The organism is Bradyrhizobium cajani, assembly GCF_009759665.1.
GTDB lineage: Bacteria > Pseudomonadota > Alphaproteobacteria > Rhizobiales > Xanthobacteraceae > Bradyrhizobium > Bradyrhizobium cajani.
Genome location: NZ_WQNE01000048.1, coordinates 1 through 23051, shown reverse-complemented (window position 1 = coordinate 23051; position 23051 = coordinate 1). Strand labels below are relative to the sequence as shown.

General features: G+C 64.9%; 22 protein-coding genes. 8 read left to right on the top strand and 14 right to left on the bottom strand.

Translation table 11 applies throughout. The features are described from left to right. Positions 1–119 precede the first annotated feature (119 nt). Positions 120–527, top strand: a complete 408-nt coding sequence (locus tag GPL20_RS35040) for an NADH:ubiquinone oxidoreductase subunit NDUFA12 (protein ID WP_157336710.1) — start codon at positions 120–122, stop codon at positions 525–527. 470 nt (positions 528–997) lie between these two features. Here the strand turns inward: GPL20_RS35040 and GPL20_RS35035 are convergent, their stop codons facing one another. Continuing rightward, positions 998–1684, bottom strand: a complete 687-nt coding sequence (locus GPL20_RS35035; RefSeq protein WP_157336708.1) for a DJ-1/PfpI family protein — start codon at positions 1682–1684, stop codon at positions 998–1000. Positions 1685–1775: 91 nt separating this feature from the next. On the opposite strand from GPL20_RS35035, the gene GPL20_RS35030 reads away from it, so the two are divergent. After that, positions 1776–2717 (top strand): GlxA family transcriptional regulator, encoded by a 942-nt coding sequence (locus GPL20_RS35030; RefSeq protein WP_157336706.1) that lies wholly within the window; start codon positions 1776–1778, stop codon positions 2715–2717. A 10-nt stretch (positions 2718–2727) separates the two neighbouring features. On the opposite strand, the gene bla is transcribed toward GPL20_RS35030, so the two are convergent. Next, positions 2728–3612: a class A beta-lactamase gene (gene bla / locus GPL20_RS35025; protein WP_157336751.1), complete on the bottom strand. Its 885-nt coding sequence runs from the start codon at positions 3610–3612 to the stop codon at positions 2728–2730. Between the two features lie 99 nt (positions 3613–3711). On the opposite strand from bla, the gene GPL20_RS35020 reads away from it, so the two are divergent. Beyond that, a complete protein-coding gene (locus GPL20_RS35020) occupies positions 3712–4614 on the top strand; it encodes a LysR family transcriptional regulator (RefSeq protein WP_254126071.1) in 903 nt (300 codons plus the stop codon). A 198-nt stretch (positions 4615–4812) separates the two neighbouring features. Then, entirely contained in the window at positions 4813–6123 is a 1311-nt protein-coding gene (locus GPL20_RS35015; protein ID WP_157336704.1) for a serine hydrolase domain-containing protein, read from the top strand. On the opposite strand, the gene GPL20_RS35010 is transcribed toward GPL20_RS35015, so the two are convergent. Both GPL20_RS35010 and GPL20_RS35005 read right to left on the bottom strand, forming a co-directional pair. After that, on the bottom strand, positions 6124–7146 hold the full coding sequence (locus tag GPL20_RS35010) for a Na+-dependent transporter (RefSeq protein ID WP_157336747.1): 1023 nt from the start codon (positions 7144–7146) through the stop codon (positions 6124–6126). 11 nt (positions 7147–7157) lie between these two features. Beyond that, positions 7158–8105, bottom strand: coding sequence for an alpha/beta hydrolase (locus GPL20_RS35005; RefSeq protein ID WP_157336702.1), 948 nt, complete (start codon positions 8103–8105; stop codon positions 7158–7160). A gap of 206 nt (positions 8106–8311) precedes the next feature. On the opposite strand from GPL20_RS35005, the gene GPL20_RS35000 reads away from it, so the two are divergent. Beyond that, positions 8312–9349, top strand: coding sequence for a DUF2155 domain-containing protein (locus GPL20_RS35000; protein ID WP_157336700.1), 1038 nt, complete (start codon positions 8312–8314; stop codon positions 9347–9349). Positions 9350–9462: 113 nt separating this feature from the next. Here GPL20_RS35000 and aat read toward each other — a convergent pair whose 3' ends face one another. The 10 genes from aat to GPL20_RS34950 all read right to left on the bottom strand — a co-directional run bounded on the left by aat (position 9463) and on the right by GPL20_RS34950 (position 19283). Next, complete coding sequence (gene aat / locus GPL20_RS34995; protein ID WP_157336697.1) at positions 9463–10143, bottom strand: leucyl/phenylalanyl-tRNA--protein transferase; 681 nt, start codon at positions 10141–10143, stop codon at positions 9463–9465. A gap of 50 nt (positions 10144–10193) precedes the next feature. After that, positions 10194–11297 carry a sensor histidine kinase gene (locus GPL20_RS34990; RefSeq protein WP_157336695.1) on the bottom strand — a complete coding sequence of 368 codons (1104 nt, stop codon included), beginning with the start codon at positions 11295–11297 and terminating at the stop codon, positions 10194–10196. Then, complete coding sequence (locus GPL20_RS34985) at positions 11294–11734, bottom strand: response regulator (protein ID WP_157336693.1); 441 nt, start codon at positions 11732–11734, stop codon at positions 11294–11296. Before GPL20_RS34985 ends, GPL20_RS34990 begins: the two co-directional genes overlap by 4 nt. After that, positions 11731–13248 carry a sensor histidine kinase gene (locus tag GPL20_RS34980; protein ID WP_254126075.1) on the bottom strand — a complete coding sequence of 506 codons (1518 nt, stop codon included), beginning with the start codon at positions 13246–13248 and terminating at the stop codon, positions 11731–11733. The genes GPL20_RS34985 and GPL20_RS34980 overlap by 4 nt, the downstream gene beginning before the upstream one ends. 106 nt (positions 13249–13354) lie before the next feature. Further along, positions 13355–14713 (bottom strand): acetyl-CoA carboxylase biotin carboxylase subunit, encoded by a 1359-nt coding sequence (gene accC / locus GPL20_RS34975; protein WP_157336689.1) that lies wholly within the window; start codon positions 14711–14713, stop codon positions 13355–13357. Positions 14714–14794: 81 nt separating this feature from the next. Continuing rightward, complete coding sequence (accB, locus tag GPL20_RS34970; protein WP_157336687.1) at positions 14795–15280, bottom strand: acetyl-CoA carboxylase biotin carboxyl carrier protein; 486 nt, start codon at positions 15278–15280, stop codon at positions 14795–14797. 34 nt (positions 15281–15314) lie between these two features. Then, on the bottom strand, positions 15315–15782 hold the full coding sequence (gene aroQ, locus GPL20_RS34965) for a type II 3-dehydroquinate dehydratase (RefSeq protein ID WP_157336685.1): 468 nt from the start codon (positions 15780–15782) through the stop codon (positions 15315–15317). 228 nt (positions 15783–16010) lie between these two features. Next, positions 16011–16805: a DUF1236 domain-containing protein gene (locus GPL20_RS34960; RefSeq protein ID WP_157336683.1), complete on the bottom strand. Its 795-nt coding sequence runs from the start codon at positions 16803–16805 to the stop codon at positions 16011–16013. Positions 16806–17021: 216 nt separating this feature from the next. Next, positions 17022–17789 (bottom strand): DsbA family protein, encoded by a 768-nt coding sequence (locus tag GPL20_RS34955; protein ID WP_157336682.1) that lies wholly within the window; start codon positions 17787–17789, stop codon positions 17022–17024. Positions 17790–17885: 96 nt separating this feature from the next. After that, positions 17886–19283 (bottom strand): M48 family metalloprotease, encoded by a 1398-nt coding sequence (locus GPL20_RS34950; protein WP_157336680.1) that lies wholly within the window; start codon positions 19281–19283, stop codon positions 17886–17888. A 193-nt stretch (positions 19284–19476) separates the two neighbouring features. On the opposite strand from GPL20_RS34950, the gene GPL20_RS34945 reads away from it, so the two are divergent. From GPL20_RS34945 to GPL20_RS34935, 3 genes are all read left to right on the top strand, one after another. Then, on the top strand, positions 19477–20664 hold the full coding sequence (locus tag GPL20_RS34945) for a pyridoxal phosphate-dependent aminotransferase (RefSeq protein WP_157336678.1): 1188 nt from the start codon (positions 19477–19479) through the stop codon (positions 20662–20664). Between the two features lie 87 nt (positions 20665–20751). Beyond that, complete coding sequence (locus GPL20_RS34940) at positions 20752–21309, top strand: biotin transporter BioY (protein ID WP_157336745.1); 558 nt, start codon at positions 20752–20754, stop codon at positions 21307–21309. A gap of 83 nt (positions 21310–21392) precedes the next feature. Further along, a complete protein-coding gene (locus GPL20_RS34935; RefSeq protein WP_157336676.1) occupies positions 21393–22727 on the top strand; it encodes a dicarboxylate/amino acid:cation symporter in 1335 nt (444 codons plus the stop codon). Positions 22728–23051: the final 324 nt, after the last annotated feature.

The following is a 23051-nucleotide window of genomic DNA, read 5'->3' as shown; positions in this document are numbered from 1 at the left end:
CGGCAGCGCTGATCCCCGGGGGGCAACCCTATTCGCCGCGGGGCACTGCCGCGCCCGGCGAACTGGACATTTCTGCGCCCGGATGGCATCAGGACCCGACGAAGCAGGGCCCTTGCCGCATGAAACAATTCTTCCTCAAATTCTTCACCTGGTGGAACGGCCAGACTTTTGGCACCCAACTCTGGACCAAGCGGTATGGCGAGCTGGTCGGCCAGGACGAGGAGGGCAACCTCTATTATCGCACCCGCGGCGGGGCGATCGATCCCACGCTCGGTTTCGAGCGGCGCTGGGTGGTCTATAACGGCTACGCCGAAGCGAGCCGCATCCCGCCGTCCTGGCACGGCTGGATCCATCACGTCGTCGATACGCCGCCGACCGAGATCAACTACCAGCCGCGCGAGTGGGAAAAGCCGCACCAGCCGAATCTGACGGGCACGTCCAGGGCGTACCGTCCCTCGGGATCGACGCTGGCCAGCGGCCGGCGGCCGAAGGCAACCGGCGACTATCAGCCCTGGACGCCTGGCTAGGCTTCGCGCACCGCCGAATCTTCGTCGCTGGTTGGATGCACCCGCATCCGGCTCGTACAATTGTGGACAACGGGAACAGCGGGGACGCCGCCTGCGCCGGCGTTGCGCTCACGCGAGAGATCCGGCTCAATGGTCCCATCTTACGGAGATGGGAAACCATCGCGTTCGGTTCGGGCAACAGTTCGCGACTGTCCCGAGATGCAGCGGCCGCCGACCAGGACTCGATCGGGAGATAGGCCCCCGGTCTGGAAGTTCCGAAATCGCCCGATGGAATGTGCAGCCGCCGTAAGACAGGAAAGGCCGCTTGGGAAACCGAGCGGCCTTTTTCTGTTGGGGCACGCGTGGGACGAATGCTGCTGCTCCACGTTCCGTCATTGCGAGCCGTCGGGCCGTGCTACGCGCGGACCCGTTGGCTCGCGATGACGATGCCGATGCAGCTTGCGTCAAACTTCGCTTCGTGCCTCCAAAAGCTAAACCACCCTTTCCGCCGCGCGCTTGACCGCTTCCAGCCGTCGCGCCTGGTTCTGCGCGCCGCGCTCCTTCAGCAACGCCAGCACCTCGGCCGGCGCCGTGTCGGGCGAGCCTGAATTGAAAGGCGGGGCAGGGTTGTATTCCATCTGGAGCTGGATCGCTTGCGCCGTGGTGCGGTCGAGCAGGATCGACACTAGCGTCAGCGCGAAATCGATGCCGGCGGTGACACCGCCGCCGGTGATGCGGTTGCGGTCGATGCAGACGCGCGTCCTGGTCGGCGTTGCGCCGAACTGGCCGAGCATCTCCATCGCGCTCCAATGGGTGGCGGCGCGGTAGCCCTTCAACAGGCCGGCGGCGCCGAGCGCCAGCGATCCCGTGCAGACCGAGGTGACATACTCTGCGCCTTCGGCCTGCCTGCGCAGGAAATCGAGCACCTCCTCGTCGTTGAGCAGGTCGTTGGTGCCGCCACCACCGGGCACGCAGAGCACGTCGAGTTGCGGGCAGTCGGCGAATGTCGTGGTCGGCGTCAGCGTCAGCACGGAATCGCTCGGCACCGGCTCGATCCGTTTCCAGATCAAATGCAGTTCTACGCCGGGAACCATGGCGAACACCTGCAAGGGGCCGGTGAAGTCGAGCTGGGTGACGCGCGGAAACACCAGGAGTCCGATCTGGAGCGGTGACGACATGGGGGCCTCCAATTATGAGCTTGACGCCGGCAAACTGGCATGATGCCCTTCTGTCCGAAACGGCATAATTCCCTCACTTTCGGACATGGCCATGATCGGCATCCTGATCTTCCCGGATTTCCAGTTGCTCGACGCGGCGGGCCCGATCTCGGTGTTCGAGATCGCCGCGCGTTGCACCGGCAAGACGACGCCGGGAATCCGGGTGCTGGCAGCGAACGCGGGAGCCGTGCGCAGCTCGTCCGGCGTCGAGATGGTGGCGCGCGATTTCAAGTCGGTGAATGCGATCACGACGCTGGTCATTGCGGGCGGCGTCGGCGTGACGGACGCCGCACGCTGCGAGGTCACGCGCGCCTTCGTGCAGCGGCTGGCAAGGCGCGGCGTGCGGGTCGCCAGCGTCTGCTCGGGCGCCTATGTGCTGGCCGAAGCGGGCCTGCTCGACGGCCGTCGCGCCACCACGCATTGGGGGCGGACGCGCGAATTCGTCGCGCGCTATCCGAAGGTCAAGTTCGAGCCGGACCGGATCTTCACCCGCGACGGCAATGTGTGGACGTCGGCGGGCATCTCCGCCGGCATCGATCTTGCGCTCGCGATGGTCACCGAGGACCATGGCGAGGAGATCGCGCAGCAGACCGCGCGCCAGCTCGTGCTCTACCATCGCCGCAGCGGCGGCCAGTCGCAATTCTCCTCGCTGCTGGAATTGAAGACGCCGAACGGCCGCTTCGGCGCGCTGCTGTCATGGGCGCGCGAGAATCTCGATGCACGGTTGACGGTTGAAGATCTCGCCGAACGCGCCGGCATGAGCGCGCGGCATTTTGCCCGCGCCTTTGCCGCCGAGACCGGCGCGACGCCGTCCAAGGCGATCGAGCGGTTGCGCATCGAGGTCGCACGCGAGCGCGTCGAGGCCTCGCGCGAGGCGATCGAGCTGGTCGCGGAGGCGACCGGATTCCGCGACCCCGAGCGGATGCGGCGCGCCTTCATCCGCGCCTTCGGCCAGCCGCCGCAGGCGTTGCGGCGCGCGGCGCGGGCGGGTTAGGGCGCCCGGATCAGCCGAACTCTCGCGCGACCTCGCGTCCGGCGGAAGCGATCACCTCGTTTTGCCCGTTCATGTCGAGCGAGGCTCCAGTGAGGTAGACTGCGATGATGAGCGGCGAACGCTGAGGCGGCCAAACAACCGCAACGTCGTTGTTGGTGCCGTTTCCGCCGGCTCCGGTCTTGTCGCCCACGCGCCAGTTTTGTGGAAGACCGGCGCGCAATCGGTAATCGCCTGTCTTGTTTGCAATCAGCCATTTTGCGAGCTGATCGCGAGCTTCCGGCATGAGTTCGTTGCCGAACAGCAAGCGCCTGAAATTCCCTGCCATTGCGTTCGGACTCGTGGTGTCTCGGGGATCTCCCGGCGCGGCTTCGTTCAATTGGGTCTCGGTCCGGTCCAGTCGCGTCACCTTGTCGCCAAGACTGCGCGCGAAGGCGGTGAGGCCGGCGGGGCCGCCCATGTTCTTGAGAAGCAGGTTGGCCGCCGTGTTGTCGCTCCTCGTCATGGCGGCCTCGCAGAGTTCGCGCAGCGACATGCCGTCTGACCCGACATGCTCACGGGTGACTGGCGAGTTCTCGACGATGTCGGCTTGTTCGATCCGAATCCGTCGATCGAGGCGGTCCAGCTTGTCGCCTGCGCCTTTCAGTATCGCCGCGGAAGCAAGCGCCTTGAAGGTGCTGCACATGGGAAATCTCTCGTCTCCCTTGTGATGAATCGACGCTCCGGTCCGGGTATCGAGCACGGCGACGCCGAGCCGACCGCCGCTCCTGATCTCGAGTTGTTTAATGGCATCGAGCAGTCGTGTCGTTTCGACCGTTGCAGCACCCGAGGATTTCGGCAGGAAAAGACTTCCTGCGAGCGCAAGTGTGGATGTGCCGAACTGGCGTCGCGTTAGCATCGTGAACTCCCATTGACCGTAGGCGTTTCTTGCTGCGCGCTCTCGCGATTGACAAACGATGGTTCGTGAGGCCATCCATAAGCAAAACTTGGATCAGACGTGGCCCGCCGTCCTCTCAGCGTTTCCAGCCTTCCACTGAACGCGCTCCGCGCCTTCGAGGCGGCAGCGCGTCATCTGAGCTTCACCAAGGCCGGACTGGAACTTCGCGTGTCGCAGGCCGCCGTGAGCCAGCAGGTGCGGACGCTCGAGCGTAGCCTGCGCGTGGAACTGTTCAGGCGGCTCACTCGGGGGCTTGCTCTGACAGAGGAAGGCGAGGCGCTGTTGCCTGCCATTTCCGACGCCTTCGGTCGCATCAACCAGGTGCTGGACCGATTTGAGAATGGCCGCGTGCGCGAGACCCTGATGATTGGCGTCGTCGGAACGTTCGCATCGGGCTGGCTCGTTCCTCGCCTCAAGGGCTTCACTTCAAGTCACCCCCAGGTCGACATCAGGATCTTTGCGAACAACAATCGCGTCGACCTCGGCGCCGAAGGCTTGGACTACGCCATTCGATTTGGCGACGGCGCATGGCACGGGACCAACGCAGAGCGTCTGGTCGACGCTCTTTTCACACCGATGTGCGCGCCGTCCGTTGCGAAGCGTCTCAGAGGTCCAATGGACCTCCACGAAGAGGTGCTGTTGCGTTCGTATCGGTCAGGCGAGTGGGCGCAGTGGTTCGAGGCCGTGAAATGCAGGCAGCCCCGTATGACGGGTCCGACCTTCGACTCATCGGTCTCCATGGCGCATGCCGCAGCTCAAGGGGGCGGGGTTGCGCTGTTGCCAGTCGCGTTGTTTTCGGAGGATGTGTTGCGCAAGCAGCTGGTCTGTCCCTATGACGCCCGTGTCTATCTCGGATCGTACTGGCTCACGTCCCTGAAATCGAAGCGGCATACGCACGCGATGCAGGCATTCCGGGACTGGATCCTGACAGAATGCAAGAAGATCAAGCGGCACAAGGCGTGACCGTCATGGTGACGGCGCCTTCAAGAGCGCCTTCGGTGAGTTACCATGGCACTGCGGCGCAGGGCGCGGGCTGCCTGGGGCGTGTCCTCGTCAATTCGGCGCTGACTTTCATCGACCCGTTGTGATAGCGTGCGTTCATTCATCGATGCATCAGGTTGTCGACTGCAGACACAGGAACGTGTCGGGAAGGCAAGTGCAATGTCTTGGGAAGCCTGCAGGCGGCACGGGCGCATCTTGTTGTCTCTCCCTGCCACGCTCCTCTTTGTATGGGCGTCAGCGCATGCACAGGACGTCCTGAGCTCGCCGCGCCCCGGTGCAGGAGAGGCCGAGGCGGGTCCCGTCTTTTCGGACACCGGCCCCGATGCCGCCATCTACGGTGCGGCAGACGGCTATCCCGTCGGTTCGCGAGCTGCGACCACCCAGCTCGATCGTCTTGTCGGGACCTACAGCCATTTCGATGAGATTTTTCCATCACGCCGGATACCTGCCGCGACGACGCCTTGGCGGTTCAAGCGGCAGCCGGAGCCGCCTATCGAGTACACCTTTGGCTCGCAGCGGTTGACGATCGCCGACTACCTCAAGCGCAACCCGGTCACGGGTCTCCTGATCGCCAAGGACGACGCCATCCTCTACGAGCACTATCAATATTCGCGCACCGACCGCGACCGCTTCCTTTCGCAGTCCATGGCCAAGACGATCGTCGCGATGCTGGTCGGCATCGCAGTATCGGAAGGTCGGATCAAGTCGATTGACGATCCGGTCTCGACCTACGTCCCTCATCTCGCAGGAACGGAATATGGAAGCACTTCCATACGAGCCCTGCTGAACATGGCTTCGGGCGTGGCGTTCTCGGAAATATATGACGGGCAGGATGATATCGCCCGGCTTGCGAGAGCGCTGTTCAGCGGACAGGAAAAGGATGCGGCCACCATCATCGCGCAGTTCAACACACGTAGCGTGCCGCCGGGTACCAAGTGGCATTATGCCAGCATCGAAACCGAGATCCTCGGATTGGTACTCCGCTCGGCCACCGCTATGCCAGTTGCCGACTATCTCCACGACAGGATTTGGGACGCGATCGGCGCCGAAGCTGATGCTTCATGGGCCATTGACGGTGGCGGGCAGGAGATAGCGTTCTGCTGTGTCAACGCAACCTTGCGCGATTATGCCCGTTTCGGCAGATTGCTAGCCCACGACGGCACTTGGGAAGGTCGCCAGCTCATCCCCAAGCAATGGATCCTGGACGCAACAACGGTCAGGCCGGCTGACAACTATCTCTCTCCGAAAGTCGCGACCTCCTATTTCGGATATGGCTACCAGATATGGCTCCTTCCGGGAGAGCAGCGCAGGTTCGCTCTGCTCGGTATCCGCGGCCAGATCATCCTGGTCGATCCCGCTTCAAAACTTGTGATGGTCCACACCGCCGTCAGGCAAAAGCCATCCGAGCCCGGCTCGTTGAGGGAGCCGCTTGCCTTGTGGTTCGCCGCGCTTGAGCAGCTCGGAAAATAATCATCTGGAGCTTTCCCGAGCGGTGGTGCTGTTCGCAGCTGCTGCGGAAGTATCCGTGCGGGCCGTCAATCGCCGTGCGATCGGCATCAGCAGGTACGGCGCGAGATGAATCGGAAACTGCGTCAGCGCGAAATAGAGCCAGGTCGTCGCCGGCAGAGCGCCGGCGGTCGCCGCCAGCATCAGGCCGAGATTGCGTTGTGACACCATCAGGCCGATTGCGAAGGCGCGCTCGGTGCCGATGCGGCGAAAGATCAGCGTCGTCACCGCGAGCAGTGTGAAATAGACCGTAAACGCGAGCAACGCGACAGCGATCGTGAACAGGGGATCGGCGACGAGGTCGCTGGCGACGTCGCCCATCACCGCGGAGGCGAACACCAAGAGGATGACGATGTTGAGGCCATCGATCGGCCGCTTGTGGCGCTGGATCGCTTCGGTGCCGAACAGGCGGCGGACCACGGTAGCAGCCAGCAGCGATGCGGCGAGGATGCCGAGCAGCTTCAGGCCGAGCGCGGGCGGCGAAATGCTGAGAATGCCATCGAGGAAGAGGCTTGCGAACAATGATGCGGTGAAGGGCACGAGCGCGGTCGAGGTCACCAGTGTCACGAGCACCAGCGTGGCATCGAGGCCCATCAGCGCGGCGAGCGCCGGCGCGGCCATCATCGGCGAGGCCATGCCCTGGAGCATCAGCGCGAGGAAGAGGCCGGGCGAGCTGTTGGCAAGCCCGGTCGCATGCGCAGTCAGCCCGACGATCAGCGGCACGCCGATCGTGGTCCAGGCCGTGGCGGCCGCGACCAGCGCCGGCCGGCGCAGATGTCCGTAGAGCGCCACGAGATCGACGCGCATGAAGGAGATGCAGAGCAGAAGGAAAATCGCCTCGGTGACATAGGGGCGCAGCAGCGCGCCGAGCGGTGGCACCGCGACCGCAATGAAGGCGATGGCCGCCACCGCGCGGGTGCCCTGGTCGCCGAGCCACGTCAGGGCGCGCAGGGGAAGGGCGAAGACTTGTTGAAGGGCGGAAGGCATGTCGAATGGCGTCAGCCCAATCCCTTCAACCACGCGCCGATCTCGCGCACGGCGATATTGGCCTGCGGCAACAATTTGCCCATGGTGAAGAAGCCGTGGAACTGACCGGGATAATGCCTGGTGGTGACGGACACGCCGGCCTGCCTGAGGCGGTCGGCATATTCGGCACCTTCGTCGCGGAGGGGATCGGCGCCCGCGGTCAACACATAGGCCGGCGGTAGACCAATGAGGCTCGCAGCGCGCGCGGGCGAGGCGCGCCAGTCGTGGATGTCGGCGGCACCGTTGAGATAGTGGTCGCGGAACCAGCGGATCACCGAATGCGTCAGCAGCACGCTGGTCTCGGGCTCGCTATGGGAGCCATGCGTCATGGCGAAATCGACGGCTGGATAGATCAGGACCTGGCCGGCAAGCGCGGGGCCATTGCCGTCCCGGGCGGCGAGCGCGACGACCGCGGCAAGATTGCCGCCGGCGCTGTCGCCGCCGATCGAGAGGCGCGCGGCGTCGATGCCGAGCTCGCGCGCGTTCGCGGCAATCCATTCCGTCGCGGCAATCGCGTCATCGGCGGCGGCGGGAAACTTGTGCTCGGGCGCGAGGCGGTAGTCGACCGAGATCACGATCAGCGCGCCCTCGACCGCAAGCTGGCGGCAGACGACGTCGTGGGAATCGAGATCGCCGATGACCCAGCCACCGCCATGGAAGAACACCAGGGCCGGGGACAGGCCATCGTGCCGGCGCGGTTCCTTCGGAACGTAGAGGCGCGCGGGGATGGCGCCGTGCGGCGCGGGGATCGCGAGCTCGGCGACGCGCGCAAGCGCGGGCGGCTCGGGGGTGGTGGCAAACCGAGCCTGGGCGTAATCGGCGCGGGCTTCCGGCGCGGTCAGTGTCTCGTAGGCCGGGCGGCCGGCCTCCAGAAAGGCCCTGTAGACGGCGGCGGCATCGGGATCGAGCACAACGGGCATGCGGAGCGCCTCAGGGCTTCTGGTTATCGTTGGACGTCGTTTTCGGGAGCAATGCCCGCCTCGGGCCCCGGGGAAAGGGCGCCAACTATCCCATCCGGGAGGCGGTCTGGCCAGACGGCGCCCGGGAAGGGCAGGGATGCCGCCCTTCCCCCGCCGTATTCGCCGTGTTAACCGGATGGCCTGCGAGCGGCGGTAACCCCTGTAGAATGTCCAACAAGCCCGATTCGCTGTTGAAGCCGCGCGAGATGTTCCGAACCTATACCCTGACAGGCCTTGCGGCGCTTCTGGCCGCCACCGCGCTGACGGTTGCGACGCCCGCGCAGGCACAGATCGGCACGATCTTTTCCGATCCGCCGCCGCTGCGGCCGCCCGGCACCATTCCGCGTGGCCAGCCGCAGCCGCAGCAGATCCCCGAGGACGATGAGGAGGTGCCGGAGCTGCCGCCGCAGGGGCGGGTGCTGCCGTCGCGCCCGATGCCACCGCCGCCGGGCCGCCAGGGTAATGTGATGCCGGGGCCGGTCGAGACCCAGCCCCTGGCGCCGCCGCCGGGCTCCACCGTCGCGCCGCCGAACCAGCCGCCGTCCGCGGCGATCGCGCCGCCCGGACCGCAAGGAGCTCCGGGTGCGCCCGGTCAGCGCCAGCCTCAGCAGAAGGGCGCGCCGGGCACCGTGCCGCAAACGCCGGCGAGCCTCCAGCCGGGCGACGAGGTCGTCACCGAGCCGCCGGCCCAGAAGATCGTGAACAAGAAGGCGACCTTCTCGGGCCTCGACAAGATCACCGGGCGCATCATCAATTTCGACGAGGAGATCGGCGAGACGGTCCAGTTCGGCGCGCTGCGGGTCAAGACCAACGCCTGCTACACGCGACCGGCGACGGAGGCCACCAACACCGACGCCTTCGTCGAGGTCGACGAGATCACCTTGCAGGGCGAGGTGAAGCGGATCTTCTCGGGCTGGATGTATGCGGCGAGCCCGGGCCTGCACGGCGTCGAGCACCCGATCTACGACATCTGGCTGACCGACTGCAAAGAGCCGCAGCAGACCATTGCGACCGCCGCGCCCGATCCTGCAAACAAGCCTGCGCCACCGCCGCCGCCCGCGCAGAAGAAGGCCGCGCCCAAGCAGGCCGTGCAGCAGCGACCGCCGCAGCCTCTGCCGCCGGTCCAGCAGCAACCGGCACCGCCGCCGCCTCCGCCACCGGAGCAGCGGCCGGGTCTGTTCGGTATTCCTGGTTTCGGCCGCTAAAGCGCGATGAGATTGGGATGAATCGTCATCGCGCTTTAGGTTATTGTTTGAGCATGATCTTTTCGGAAAACCGCTTCACACTTTTCCGGATTATGCTCTAAGCCAGCTATCGATCATTGCCGCGAGGCGATGATCTCGAGCGCGCGCGCGCCCGGGATCACTTCACCGGCGGACAGCTTCAGGAAATCGCCGGGCGCGCCCGCGAGCGCCCTGTCGAGCAGCGCGGTGTAGCGCCGCCGCGAGATCTCGACCGCGCCGAAGCTCTTCAGGTGCTCGGTGACGTATTGCGTATCGAGCAGCTCGAAGCCGCCATGGATGAGCCGCGCGACCAGATGCACCAGCGCGACCTTCGAGGCATCGCGCGCAGTGTGGAACATGCTCTCGCCGAAGAAGGCGCGGCCCAGGCTGACACCGTAGAGACCGCCGACGAGGTCGTCGCCCTGCCAGGCCTCGACGCTGTGGCAGTGGCCGAGCTCGAACAGGCCGCCATAGAGGTCGCGGATGCGCTTGTTGATCCAGGTGTCCTCGCGCCCGGCCTGCGGCGCGGCGCAGCCGGCAATGGTCGCCTTGAACGCCGTGTTGACGGTGACGCGAAACGAATCCGAACGCACGGTGCGTGCGAGCCGCGAGGCCACGCGAAATCCGTCGAGCGGGATGACGCCGCGCAGCTCCGGCTCGACCCAGAACAGGGTCGGATCGTCGGCGCTTTCGGCCATCGGAAAAATACCGCAGGCATAGGCGCGCAGCAGTACGGCCGGCGTGATTTCAGACGAAGCGGAATCGCGCGAAGTCATGGCGTGCGACAATAGCAGGATCGCAACGCGGTTGCGATGGGGGGCACGGATCAGCTCGCGGCGGCAGTGCTGGTCTTGCCGGGAGCTGCGGGTACGCGGCGGAACCTGAGGACGATGCGGGTTCCGGAATGGGCGGGGTCGCGCTCGACCGACGCGTCGAGCTTGGTCGCCATGGCCGCGACAATGCGCTGGCCCATGCCGGTGGAGCGAGGATCCGCTTTGACCTTGTCGCCGACGCCCTCATCGGTGATCGACAGCAGGAGATCGTCGTCCTGCGAGGTCAACTCGACATGGATGGGGCCGGCGCCGTCCGGATAGGCGTACTTCACCGCGTTCATCACCAGCTCGTTGACGATGATGCCGACGGCGACCGCACGGTCCGGATCGATCTCGATCGGCTCGGCCTTCACCGTCAGGCGCGACATCCGGTTGCCCTCGGCCGAGCGGCGCAAATCCTCGAGCAGGGAGTCCAGGTACTGGTTCAGCACCACGCTCTTCAGGTCCTGCGAGGTGTAGAGGCGGCGGTGCACCTGCGCGACCGCGGCGACGCGGCCCATCGCATTGGTCAGCGCCGCCTTGACCTCCTCCTGCGCGGCCGAGCTCGCCTGGAGGTGCAGCAGCGAGGCGATGATCTGGAGCGAGTTGCCGACGCGATGGTTGACCTCGCGCAGCAGCAGCTCGCGTTCGGCGGCAAGGGCTGCGTAGCGGTCGCGCGAGGCATGGACCTCGGCTTCCGCTTCATCGCGCGCCTTCTGCAATTCGGCCTGGCGCAGCGCGCCGTCGGCTGCGACGTGAAGCAGGGGGATGAAGTCGCCCTTGACGTCCTTGACGAGATAATCGACCGCGCCCGCCTTCAGCGCCGTCACCGCGATGCTGGAGTCCTGCGAGGCGGTGACGAACACCACCGGGGGCGCGCCGGGGATCGCCATGATCTGCTCGAGCGTCTCCAGCCCGTCGAGGCCGGGCATGTACTGGTCCAGCGCCACGACGTCGATGCCGCCGTCCGTCTCCGCGCCGCGGATGCGCTCCAGGCCTTCCTCGCCGCTTGCGGCATGGACGACCTTGTAGCCGCGCCGCGTCAGGCCGCGATCGACCAGGCGCGCCAGCGCGTCGTCGTCGTCGATGTAGAGCAGTGTTGGCGTGCGCTGATTCATGAGGCGGCGGATGGGACCTGGATGACCGAGAAGAACAGGCCGAGCTGCCGGATGGCGTTGGCGAAATTCTCGTAATTGACGGGCTTGGTGATGTAGACGTTGCAGCCGAGCTCGTAGCAGCGCTTGATTTCCTGGGAGTCGTCGGTGGTGGTCAGCACCACCACGGGCGAGGCCTTCAGATATTTGTTCTCCTTGATCTGCTTCAGGATGTCGATCCCGGTCATGTCGGGGAGGTTAAGATCGAGCAGGATCAAGAGCGCATTGCCCTTCTGCACGAGCCCGCTACCGTCGGTACCGAACAGATGCGTCATCGCGTCGGTGCCGTTGGCGAAGGAGACGATCTCGTTGTTGACGCCGGACCTTCGGATGTTGCGCTCGATCAGCCGCGCGTGTCCCTCGTCGTCCTCGATCATGATGATGGTGACAGGCTGAGTCATCGATCTGCGTTCCGGTTGCTGGCGTTCCAGGCAATGGGCAGCGTGATCGTGAAGGTGCTGCCCGCGTTCAGTTCCGACGATACCGACATCGTGCCGCCGAGGCGGCGCACAAGTGCACGCACGTGCGCAAGACCTATGCCCTGGCCGGGCTTGTCCTGGGTTCCCGCACGGCGAAACAGGTCAAAAATCCGCTGATGATCCTTCGGATCGATGCCGCGGCCGTTATCGCTGACCTCGAAGATAGCGTATCCGAGCTTGGTACGCCCGCGGATTCTGATCTCGCCGGGAACCCCGGCCTTGAGGTATTTGATCGCGTTGTCGATCAGATTGGAGAATATCTGCTCCAGCGCAAGGCGGTCGCTGATGATGTTCGGCAGGGCGGCGACATGGATCTCGGCCTGCGCTTCGGCCGCCTGATGCGCCAGCGTCGATGCGATCGCTTCGATCAGCTCTTGCGTGTCGATCTTCTCCGGCTGGAACTCGCGCCGGCCCTCGCGGGTGAGATTGAGGATCGCCGAGATCAGGCGGTCCATCTTGGCGATCGAGGACTTGATGAAGCCGAGCGCTTCGGAAAAGTCCGCCGAAAGCTGCTTGTCGGGGCCTTCGAGCGCGATCTCTCCGGAGGCGAGCGGCGGCCTGTCGGCCGGGACGTGGGTGAGGCCGCCGATGCGGCGGAAGATGTCGCCGCCGAGCTCCTCGAGTTCGCTGGTGAAGCCCATGATGTTGACGAGCGGCGAGCGCAGGTCGTGGCTCACGATATAGGCAAAGCGCTGGATCTCGTTGTTGGCTTCGCGCAGGTCTGCCGTGCGTTCGTCGACCACGGTCTCGAGATTCGCGTAGGCATCGCGCAGACGTGTCTCGGCCTCGTCACGGGCGCGCGCCGAGCGCCGCACCAGCCAGATCGAGATCAGGGCGAGCAACACCACGAGGCCGGAGCCGATACCCGTCAACGATGCAGCGAGCGTCTGGCTGCGGTCGGCGTTTGCCGTCCGGACCCGGAACAGCCGCTCCTCCTCGGTGATCATCGCCCCCGCCACATTGCCGATCGTGGTGGTGGCGCCCTCGGCAGATGCCTCCCGCGCCAGCGCCGTTGCCATGTCCGGCTGGCCCTGCCTGATCGCGGCGATCTCACGCGCGAATTGGCCCAGACGAATCTCGATCGTCGCGCTCAGCTTCTCGAGGTTTTCACGCTGCGCGGGGTTGTCGTGGGTCAGGCGCGTCACCCTGTCGAGCGCGGGAATGATCGCGGCGACGGCCTTTTCGTAATCTGTCTGGAATTCCGGTCCCAGTGTCAGGAGGTAGCCGCGCAGGGCGCTTTCGGCACGCCGGACCTCGAGCAGCAACGCGTTGATCTGGTTCTGCGCCTCGATGGTATGAACCACCCACTTGTTGTCGTCCCTCGCCTTGTTGACGAGGTAGACGGAGCCGGCGCTGATCACAGTCAGCACCAAAAGACCCGCCGCAAACAGCAGGATCTGCCACAATGCTCGCCGTCGATGCCCCTCGGCGGTCACGACGGTCTCGCCCAATGATGTTCAGTGGAATTCAAAACACCCCCTTGGAACTGTCCCAACCGTCCGGAACGCGATTGGGGCCAAAGGGTTCCATGGGGTCGGAAAATTACTGCGGCGCAGGTTCCGTCTTGCCGGCGAGGTACTGTTCCAGCCAGTGGATGTGATAGTCGCCATTGATGATGTCGTCTTCGCGCACCAGCGCGCGGAACAGCGGCAGCGTGGTTTCGATGCCTTCGACCACCATCTCGTCGAGCGCCCGGCGCAGCCGCATCAGGCATTCGGCGCGCGTCTTGCCGTGCACGATCAGCTTGCCGACGAGGGAATCGTAGTAGGGCGGGATCGTATAGCCCTGGTAGACGGCGGAATCGATCCGCACGCCCAGCCCACCCGGCGGATGGTATTGCTGGATCCGGCCGGGAGAGGGGCGGAAGGTCTGCGGATTCTCGGCATTGATGCGGCATTCGATCGCGTGGCCGATGACCTGGACTTCCTCCTGCCGCGCCGGCAGATCCCCGCCGGCGGCGATGCGGATCTGCTCCAGCACGAGATCGATGTCGGTGATGCTCTCGGTGACGGGATGCTCGACCTGGATACGGGTGTTCATCTCGATGAAGTAGAACTCGCCGTCCTCGAACAGGAACTCGATGGTGCCGACGCCGAGATATTTCATCTCGCGCATCGCCTTCGCGCAGGTTTCGCCGATCTTGGCGCGCGCAGCGGCGGAGAGGACGGGCGAGGGGCCTTCTTCCCAGACCTTCTGGTGGCGGCGTTGCAGCGAGCAGTCGCGTTCGCCGAGATGGATCGCGCCGCCGCGGCCGTCGCCGAGGATCTGGATCTCGATATGGCGCGGCCTCTGGAGATATTTTTCCAGGTAGACCGAGGCATCGCCGAAGGCGGATTTGGCCTCGTTGGCCGCCGTCGACAGCGCCAGCTGGAGGTCGGCCTCGCTCTTGGCGACCTTCATGCCACGGCCGCCGCCGCCGGCCGCCGCCTTGACCAGCACGGGGAAGCCGATCTTCCTCGCGATCGCCATCGCGTCGTCGTCGGGACCGACCGCGCCGTCGGAGCCGGGTACCACGGGGATGCCGAGGCGCTTGGCGGTCTTCTTGGCCTCGATCTTGTCGCCCATCAGGCGGATGTGCTCGGCTTTCGGGCCGATGAAATGCAGATTGTGCTCCGCGAGGATTTCCGCAAAGCGCGCGTTCTCCGACAGGAAGCCGTAGCCGGGATGCACCGCATCCGCGCCGGTGATCTCGCAGGCCGCGAGCAGCGCGGGCACGTTGAGATAGCTGTCCTTGGAGGGCGGCGGACCGATGCAAACGCTCTCGTCCGACAGGCGCACATGCATGGCGTCGGCGTCGGCGGTCGAGTGCACGGCGACGGTCGCGATCCCGAGCTCCTTGCAGGCCCTGAGGATGCGAAGGGCGATCTCGCCGCGATTGGCTATGAGGATCTTGTCGAACATGGTGCCTCAGCGGGCGAATAGGGAGTAGCGAACGGCGAATGGCAAGACGGGCACCATTCGCTATTCGCCATTCGCCACTCGCTATTCAATAATGACCAGCGGCTCGCCGTACTCGACCGGCTGGCCGTCCTCGACCAGGATCTGCGTCACCGTGCCGGCGCGCGGCGAGGGGATCTGGTTCATCGTCTTCATGGCTTCGATGATCAGCAGCGTCTGGCCGACCGAGACCTTGTTGCCGACCTCGATGAACGGCTTGGCGCCGGGCTCCGGCGCCCAATAGGCGGTGCCGACCATCGGCGAGGTCACGGCGCCCGGATGCTTCGACAGATCGGCCGCGGCGCTGGCGGGTGCGGCGGCTGCCGGAAGGGCGACGGGAGCGGCTGCCACCGGCATCGGCATGGTCGCGGCAACGCTGATGTTGCGGGCGACGCGCAGGCGCAGGCCGGCACGTTCGATCTCGATCTCGGTGAGGCTGGTCTCATCGAGCAGCAAGGCAAGCTCGCGGACGAGCGCGGAATCCTCGCTGGAAAACTTTGCGGCTGCTTTGTCGTCTGGCTGGCGCGCCATGTTGTCTGATCCGAATGTTCTGTTGGAAGGGGCGTCAGGCTTTGGGCTTGATGCCAAGCTTGGCGGCAAGGCCCTGGATCGCGAGGCGGTAGCCCTCGATGCCGAAACCGCAGAGCGACGCGAAGGCCGCGCGCGCGGTGTAGGAGTGATGGCGGAAGCTCTCGCGGGCGTGGATGTTGGTCACGTGCACTTCGACCGTCGGAATCTGCACCGCGAGCAGCGCGTCGTGGAGCGCGATCGAGGTGTGGGAATAACCGCCGGCATTGATGATGATGCCCTTCATCTTGCGCGCATGCGCCTCGTGGATGAAATCGATCAGCTCGCCTTCACGGTTGGACTGCCGGCAATCGGCCTTGAGGCCGAACGTCGCCGCCGTCTCCCGGCAGAGCGCCTCGACATCGGCCAGCGTCGCATGGCCGTACTTCTCGGGTTCGCGCGTCCCCAGCATGTTGAGGTTCGGCCCGTTGAGAACGAGGATCGTGTCGGTTGTAGGTTCGGCCATTCCAATCCCGGACGAGGTGCTTCAGCGTGGCGGGGGTTATAGGTAACAAAGCGCGTGAGGGGAAGCCTTGAAGGGCCTCCCGGGCGGCTTCAAGTACCTCATCCAGTGTGCAAAAACCTGTGCGGAAGCTGCGGAAATTGCTTGTTAACCAGTCTAAAGCATGGCTGTCGGCCGAATGCAAAGGGGCGGGCATCGCTGCCCGCCCCAAGAGGTTGCCGTCATCCGGCCTTAGACGTTCAGGACCGCCACGATCTCGTAGGTGTCCGGATTGATGATCACGATTTCTTCCTTGACCAGGATGTACCTGTAGGTCCGCCACTCCGGATAGATCGTCACGACCCGGGACGGCAGGGCGTGAAGCGTGATGCCCTCGCGCGGCACGCGGGTGCCGACCGAAATGTTGAAGTTCACGTTGGTCACGGGGGCGACGCGCTCCTCGCGGATCACCGACGTGATCTGGGTCCGCTGCTCGGTCGAGAGCTTGGCGGCCGCGCCAGCCTGGCCGGTCGTGGTCTGCGACCGCTCGGTCCCGGTCTGGGTCTGGGTCTGGCTCTGCGAACCCTGATGGCCCGGCGCGTTCATGCCGCTGCGGTCTTGCTGACCTTGGGCCTTCATGTCCTTGCCGCCCTTGGTCTCGGTTTCCTTGCTCATGCTACCCTTGGACTTCTCGTCGCCCCGCGGGCTCTGGCCGACCGTCGACGACTTCTCCGACTGCGTCGACTTCTCACGCTTCGCACCCGGCTGGTCCTTGTTCATCTTGTCGGACTGAGTTGACTTGTCTTGAGCGGCCGGCTGATCCTTCATGCCGCCGGACTGACCGACCGTTCCCTTGTCACGCTTGTCTTGCTTGTCCATGGACTCTTGCTTGCCCATGGAGCCACTGCGCTCGCCAGAAGGCTGCGTACTCTGCTGGCTCTGCTGGCCACTCCCGTAGTCCTTGGTTCCGGTTCCTTGTGCGTTGGCGAAACCGGTCCCGGCGATCAGCGCCAAGGCTGCAACCGAGACCAAAAAGCGATTAGTCATTTGAACCTCTCCTCACGTGATTTCTTTGCGTCATTGCCCGCGCCGACAACGAAAGGAGAGCGCGGTCGTTCCGAATTTCAGGGGTTCCGAAGGGCTTTGTTTGTTGAACGCCAGATGAACGGTCGCGCCCGGACCGCGACAAACCGCGACGGTCCGAACCGCGCAAAAAAAGAGGCCGGCTGTGAGCCGGCCTCTTTCAACGCAATGTCGCAGCGCTCAGCAGGTCGCCTTGCCGCAGCGGGCGATGCCGATCTTTTCCCGGAGGCCTTCGACGCCGACGGCGCCGACAACGATCTGCTTGCCGATCACGTAGCTGGGCGTGCCGTTCATGCCCATCGCTTCGGCGAGCTTGAAATTCTCCTCGAGAGTGGCGCGCACCTCGGGGCTGGCGATGTCCTTCTCGATCTTCGCAGTGTCGAGGCCGGCCTCCTTGGCCGCTTGAAGCGCACGCGCCTTGTCCGCGGCGCCACGACCGCCGAGCAGCTTCTGGTGGAAGTCGAGATATTTCTTGCCTGAGGGATCCTGCATGCGCACGGCGACGGCAACCTGCGCCGCCTCGACCGAGCCCTGGCTCAGCACCGGAAATTCCTTCAGCACGACCTTGAGCTTCGGATCGCTCTTCATGAGGTCGAGCATGTCGCCCATGGCGCGCTTGCAGTAGCCGCAATTGTAGTCGAAGAATTCGACGAAGGTGACGTCGCCGTCCTTGTTGCCGAGCACGACCTGGCGCGGCGAGTTGAAGATCGCGTCGGCGTTCTGCGCGATGCTGGCCTCGTGCTTCTGCGTTTCGGCCGCGGCCTGCCGCTTGCTGAGCTCGGTCATCGCCTCCTCGAGCACCTCGGGGTGGCTGACGAGGTAGTTCTTGATGATCGCCTCGATGTCGGTGCGCTGGGTATCGGAGAAGCTGTCGGCCGACGCGGGCGCGGCTGCGCCGAACATGGCGAGTGCAAACAGCGCGGGAGCAAGCGAGCGCAGCGAAGGCATAGGCAAATCCTCTTATCCAAAGCAGGTTTCGGGAAACGTCCCGGCGGACTTAAGCTCAGTGTCGTGACGTCGTGGTGTCAGGCGTCGTTCAGTCTGTCAGTTGCGCGGCGGCTTCGCCGCCACGATGTCGTCGGCCTTGACCCATCCGGGCGTGCCGATGGCGAAACGGGTTTTCGCGCGCGTGGCAAGCTCGCGGGCGGTCTTGTTGTCGCCGCGCAGATACGCGGCCTGGGCCGAGGCGAGATCCGCCTCGGCATAATCCCCCTTCCGGCCATAGGCCATCGCGAGCTGGATATAGCCGAGCGGTGCCTCGGGCTCGCGGGCCACCGCGGCACGGAGAATCCGAATGGCGTCGTCGGTGTAGGCCTTATTATCGGTTCCAACCAGAGCCTGCCCAAGTAACATCTCGATGAGGGGGGCGTTGTTCGAAAGCTGCGCCGCCTTGCGCAGGGGAGCGATGGCCTCGGCAGGCTTGCCGCTCTCCAGAAGGGCCTGGCCGCGCACCTCGTAAAAATACGGGTTGTTCGGCTGGACCTGAATCAGGGCGTCGATCTGGGCGAGCGCGCTGCGCAAATCGCCGTGCAGATAGGTGCTGATGGCGCGGGCGTAGCGCGCCGGCAAGCTGTCGTTGGTCTGGGGATAGCGGCGGTACACCGTCTCCGGCCGCTCCATGAAGGCCGAGATCTTGGCACGCACCATGTCATGGCGGAGCTGGAGCGCCGGATCGTCCTTCTTGTCCCAATAGGGGCTGGTGCTGGCGAACTCCTGGAGCGCCGCGACGCGCTCGGCCGGCATCGGATGCGACTGAAGGTAGGGGTCTGCGCCGCGTGAGGCGAACAGGCTCTCGCTGGTGAAGCGCTTGAAGGTCTCGTACATGCCCTTCGGCGACTGCCCCGTCGAGGTCAGGAATTTCACGCCGGCGCGGTCGGCGTTCTCCTCCTGCTGGCGCTGGTAGGACAACAGCGTACGGCGGATCATCTCCTGCGGACCGGCGATCGCGGCCGCGCCGGCATTGGCGAGCCCGTTGTTGCCGGCGCTCCCGCTGCGGGTGCTGCCGACGAGCGCGCCCGCGCCGAGCAGCATCGCGATGATCATCTGGGTCTGGGCTGTCGCGAGCTGCTCGCGCATCTTGGACAGATGGCCGCCGGCCAGATGCCCGGTCTCGTGCGCGAGCACGCCGATGATCTGGTTCGGCGTCTCCGACTGAAGGATCGCGCCCCAATTGACGAAGATGCGGCGGCCGTCGGCGACGAACGCGTTGAACGAGCCGTCGTTGATGATCACCATCTGGATGTTCTGCTTTTCCATACCGGCGACCCGCAGGATCGGGCGCGTATATTCGCGCAGGAGCTGTTCGGTCTCGGTGTCGCGCAGGACCGGCGGTCCCTTGGCCTGCGCATGCGCGGCCGAGAATGGCGTCAGCGCGATCGCCGCGGCCGTCAGGAGGGCGGTGAGGGCGGAGGCCTTCTTGCGCAATGCGATCTGGAGCAACATCAGGCGGTCTGGGTCAAACGGTCTTGATCAAGCAGTTTCGTGATTGGTTTTTGGCGATTGGCGGCGGACCGGATACGCGATATGCCCTTGTGAGCCGTAGCCCTTATGAGCCGTACAATGCGGCCAGTCTGGGGCGCAAGCGCCCCGTTCCTGGACCGGACGGACCGGTCCGCCAGCGAAATAGCAGAAATCGATGCACGAAGCGACATTGAGGAACCGGTTGGGGCAGTGGCTCGAGCCCTCCCGCCGCAGTGATGTTCCCCCGTTCATGGTGATGGACGTGATGGCCGCAGCGGCCCGAATCGAGGCGGCCGGCGGCCATGTCATCCACATGGAGGTCGGCCAGCCCTCAGCGTCCGCGCCGAAGACGGCGATTGCCGCAGCGCACGCCGCGCTCGAATCCGGTCGGATCGACTATACCTCCGCGCTCGGCATCCCCTCACTGCGCGAGCGCATCGCGCGCCACTACCGCGATGCCTATGGCTGTACCGTCAGCCCCGAGCGGATCGTCGTGACGACGGGCTCCTCCGGTGGCTTCATTTTGGCCTTCCTGTCGATGTTCGAGCCCGGCGATCGGGTCGCCGTGACGGTGCCGGGCTATCCGCCGTATCGCCATATTCTGACCGCGCTCGGCTGCGAGCCGGTGCTGATCGAGACCACGAACGAGACGCGCCATGCGCTGACCGGCGAGGCGCTGCTGGCCGCCCATCGCAAGGCGCCGCTCAAGGGCGTACTGGTCGGCAGCCCCGCCAATCCGACCGGCACGATGATGTCCCGCGAGGCGCTCTCCGGCCTGATCTCGGCGGCGGAAGACGCCGGCATCCGCTTCATCTCGGACGAGATCTATCACGGGCTCGACTATGCGTTTCCGGCGGTGACAGCGGCCGCGCTGTCCGAGCACGCACTCGTGATCAATTCGTTCTCGAAGTATTTTTGCATGACGGGCTGGCGCGTCGGCTGGATGGTCGTGCCCGAGATTTTGGTGCGGCCGATCGAGCGGCTCCAGCAGAACCTGTCGATCTCGGTGCCGTCACTGTCGCAGATCGCGGCTGAGGCCGCCTTCGACGGCGCGGCCGAGATGGAGGCGATCAAGCACGGCTATCAGGAGAACCGGCGCATCCTGATCGAGGGATTGCCCAAAGCGGGGCTCAGCAAGTTCTTGCCTGCCGATGGTGCGTTCTACCTCTACGCCGACGTCTCGGACTTCACCTCCGACAGTTTCGAATTCGCCAAGCAGATGCTGGAACAGGCCCATGTTGCGGCCACGCCGGGCGTGGACTTCGATCCCGTCCATGGCCGTTCATTCATACGGTTCTCTTATGCCCGTTCGGCAGAAGAGATGCGGGAGGCAGTTGACCGGATCGCTCACTGGCTTAAATAGCCGCCAGTTTTCGCCAGCCTTCCGGAGTTCAACTTGTCTGACCGTTCCGTCCCGTCCACCGCCACGCATTCTTCTCTCGCCGCATTGATGTGGCCGACCCGCCCGGGTGAAACCGTCGGCGCCCTGCGTGCATTTGTGCTGATCGCGCTCGGTACCGCCTTGATGGCGCTATCAGCCAAGGTCAGCCTGCCGCTACCCTATGTGCCCATGACGTTGCAGACGCTGGTGGTGCTGATGATCGGTGCCGCCTATGGCTGGCGCCTTGGCAGCGCAACCATGATCGCCTACCTCGCCGAGGGCGCGATCGGCCTGCCGGTGTTCGCAGGTCCCGTGGGCGGGATTGCACCGCTGGTCGGCCCGACCGCGGGTTATCTGTTCGGCTTCATTGCCGCGGCTTTCGTGACCGGCTGGCTCTCCGAGCGCGGCTGGGATCGCAGCGTCGTGCTGCTGTTTGCGGCGATGGCGGTTGGCCACATCGTCATCCTGGCGGCCGGGTTCGGCTGGCTGGCGTTCGGGCTTGGCCTCGGCGCCGCGAAGGCCTGGCAGGTCGGCATCGTGCCGTTCATCGCGGCCTCGCTGGTCAAGAACGCGCTTGGCGCGACACTGATGCCGGCGGCACGCCGGATCGTCGATCGCCGCCGGTAAAGCGCGCAATAACGAGCAGTTCCGATTGACAGGGCCGGCCAAGTTGATCTTGGCTGGCTCTGAGTTTGAGGGGGAGTGAAACGATGACGACGACAACGATGGCGGGAGCGCCGGTCGCCCCGACCGCCGCCAAGCCGTGGTACAAGGTCCTCTATGTCCAGGTGCTGATCGCCATCGTGCTCGGCGCCATCGTCGGCTGGCTGTGGCCGTCGCTCGCCACCAACGACTGGATCAAGGCGATGGGCGACGGCTTCATCAAGCTGATCAAGATGGTGATCGCCCCGATCATCTTCTGCACCGTCGTCTCGGGCATCGCGCATATCCAGGACGCCAAGAAGGTCGGACGCATCGGCGTCAAGGCACTGGTCTATTTCGAGGTCGTCTCGACCTTCGCACTGGTGATCGGCCTCATCGTCGGCAATCTCGTCAGGCCCGGCGCCGGCTTCGGCAATGCCGCAGCCAGCGAGCAGGCCGTCGCCAATTACGCCAAGCAGGCCGCGGGCCAGAAGAGCGTCGACTTCGTCCTGCACATCATTCCCGACACCGTGGTGGGTGCGTTCGCGCAGGGCGAAATCCTCCAGGTGCTGCTGTTCTCGGTGCTGTTCGGCTTCGCGATCATGAGCCTCGGCGAGCGCGGCCACACCATCCGCGCGTTCATCGACGACGCCGCGCATGCGGTGTTCGGCGTCATCTCCATCGTGATGCGGGCGGCTCCGATCGGCGCCTTCGGCGCGATGGCCTACACGATCGGCAAGTTCGGCACCGGCGCGATCCTCAACCTGCTCGGGTTGATCGCAACCTTCTACCTGACCGCCGCGCTGTTCGTGTTCGTCGTGCTCGGCCTCATCGCGCGGATGGCCGGCTTCTCGATCTTCAAGTTCCTCGCCTACATCAAGGACGAACTCTTGATCGTGCTCGGCACCTCGTCGTCGGAAAGCGCGCTGCCGTCCCTGATGGAGAAGCTGGAACGGCTCGGCTGCTCCAAGTCGGTGGTCGGCCTCGTGGTGCCCACGGGCTATTCGTTCAATCTCGACGGCACCAACATCTACATGACGCTGGCGACGTTGTTCATTGCGCAGGCGCTCGGCTTCGACCTCAGTTTCAGTCAGCAGCTCACGATCCTGGTCGTGGCGATGCTGACTTCGAAGGGGGCCTCCGGCATCACAGGCGCCGGCTTCATCACGCTGGCCGCGACGCTCGCCGTGGTCGATCCGCGGCTCGTGCCGGGCATGGCGATCGTGCTCGGCATCGACAAGTTCATGAGCGAGTGCCGCGCGCTGACCAATCTGTGCGGCAACGGCGTGGCCTGCGTGATCGTCGCCTGGTGGGAGGGCGAGCTCGACCGTGACAAGCTCACCGCCAACCTCTCCAAGCAGATCGATCCGACCGACATGGAGACGGCGATCACGACGGACTGATCGGATACTGCATCTGATGGCCGTCAGGTCTTGAAGCAACAGGGCTGGTCGAGATCCTCGATCAGCCCTTTTTCTTTCGGCGTGACAGCGCCTTTGCGGCCGCGCCATGCTCCAGCGCAAGCCGATAGACGCGCGCGGCATCGACGCGGTGCGCGGCCAGCACGCTAATCTTACTGTGTCATAAAATCATTCGCACGGTGCGGCTTTGGATAAGAGCAGTACAGCACGGACATCGTCGCAGGCGATTGATGAGCGCAACGCTCAGGTATCGTCGCATCGTTGCGATCGAGTTTGGGATGTGACGTTCGGTCCTGAACGGCAGAG

What these genes read in the sequence shown, in the direction of transcription:
- GPL20_RS35040 (WP_157336710.1), top strand. Translation starts at nt 120, where the DNA reads ATGAAACAATTCTTCCTCAAATTCTTCACCTGGTGGAACGGCCAGACT.
- GPL20_RS35035 (WP_157336708.1), bottom strand. Translation starts at nt 1,684, where the DNA reads ATGTCGTCACCGCTCCAGATCGGACTCCTGGTGTTTCCGCGCGTCACC.
- GPL20_RS35030 (WP_157336706.1), top strand. Translation starts at nt 1,776, where the DNA reads ATGATCGGCATCCTGATCTTCCCGGATTTCCAGTTGCTCGACGCGGCG.
- bla (WP_157336751.1), bottom strand. Translation starts at nt 3,612, where the DNA reads ATGCTAACGCGACGCCAGTTCGGCACATCCACACTTGCGCTCGCAGGA.
- GPL20_RS35015 (WP_157336704.1), top strand. Translation starts at nt 4,813, where the DNA reads ATGTCTTGGGAAGCCTGCAGGCGGCACGGGCGCATCTTGTTGTCTCTC.
- GPL20_RS35010 (WP_157336747.1), bottom strand. Translation starts at nt 7,146, where the DNA reads ATGCCTTCCGCCCTTCAACAAGTCTTCGCCCTTCCCCTGCGCGCCCTG.
- GPL20_RS35005 (WP_157336702.1), bottom strand. Translation starts at nt 8,105, where the DNA reads ATGCCCGTTGTGCTCGATCCCGATGCCGCCGCCGTCTACAGGGCCTTT.
- GPL20_RS35000 (WP_157336700.1), top strand. Translation starts at nt 8,312, where the DNA reads ATGTCCAACAAGCCCGATTCGCTGTTGAAGCCGCGCGAGATGTTCCGA.
- aat (WP_157336697.1), bottom strand. Translation starts at nt 10,143, where the DNA reads ATGACTTCGCGCGATTCCGCTTCGTCTGAAATCACGCCGGCCGTACTG.
- GPL20_RS34990 (WP_157336695.1), bottom strand. Translation starts at nt 11,297, where the DNA reads ATGAATCAGCGCACGCCAACACTGCTCTACATCGACGACGACGACGCG.
- GPL20_RS34985 (WP_157336693.1), bottom strand. Translation starts at nt 11,734, where the DNA reads ATGACTCAGCCTGTCACCATCATCATGATCGAGGACGACGAGGGACAC.
- accC (WP_157336689.1), bottom strand. Translation starts at nt 14,713, where the DNA reads ATGTTCGACAAGATCCTCATAGCCAATCGCGGCGAGATCGCCCTTCGC.
- accB (WP_157336687.1), bottom strand. Translation starts at nt 15,280, where the DNA reads ATGGCGCGCCAGCCAGACGACAAAGCAGCCGCAAAGTTTTCCAGCGAG.
- aroQ (WP_157336685.1), bottom strand. Translation starts at nt 15,782, where the DNA reads ATGGCCGAACCTACAACCGACACGATCCTCGTTCTCAACGGGCCGAAC.
- GPL20_RS34960 (WP_157336683.1), bottom strand. Translation starts at nt 16,805, where the DNA reads ATGACTAATCGCTTTTTGGTCTCGGTTGCAGCCTTGGCGCTGATCGCC.
- GPL20_RS34955 (WP_157336682.1), bottom strand. Translation starts at nt 17,789, where the DNA reads ATGCCTTCGCTGCGCTCGCTTGCTCCCGCGCTGTTTGCACTCGCCATG.
- GPL20_RS34950 (WP_157336680.1), bottom strand. Translation starts at nt 19,283, where the DNA reads ATGTTGCTCCAGATCGCATTGCGCAAGAAGGCCTCCGCCCTCACCGCC.
- GPL20_RS34945 (WP_157336678.1), top strand. Translation starts at nt 19,477, where the DNA reads ATGCACGAAGCGACATTGAGGAACCGGTTGGGGCAGTGGCTCGAGCCC.
- GPL20_RS34940 (WP_157336745.1), top strand. Translation starts at nt 20,752, where the DNA reads ATGTGGCCGACCCGCCCGGGTGAAACCGTCGGCGCCCTGCGTGCATTT.
- GPL20_RS34935 (WP_157336676.1), top strand. Translation starts at nt 21,393, where the DNA reads ATGACGACGACAACGATGGCGGGAGCGCCGGTCGCCCCGACCGCCGCC.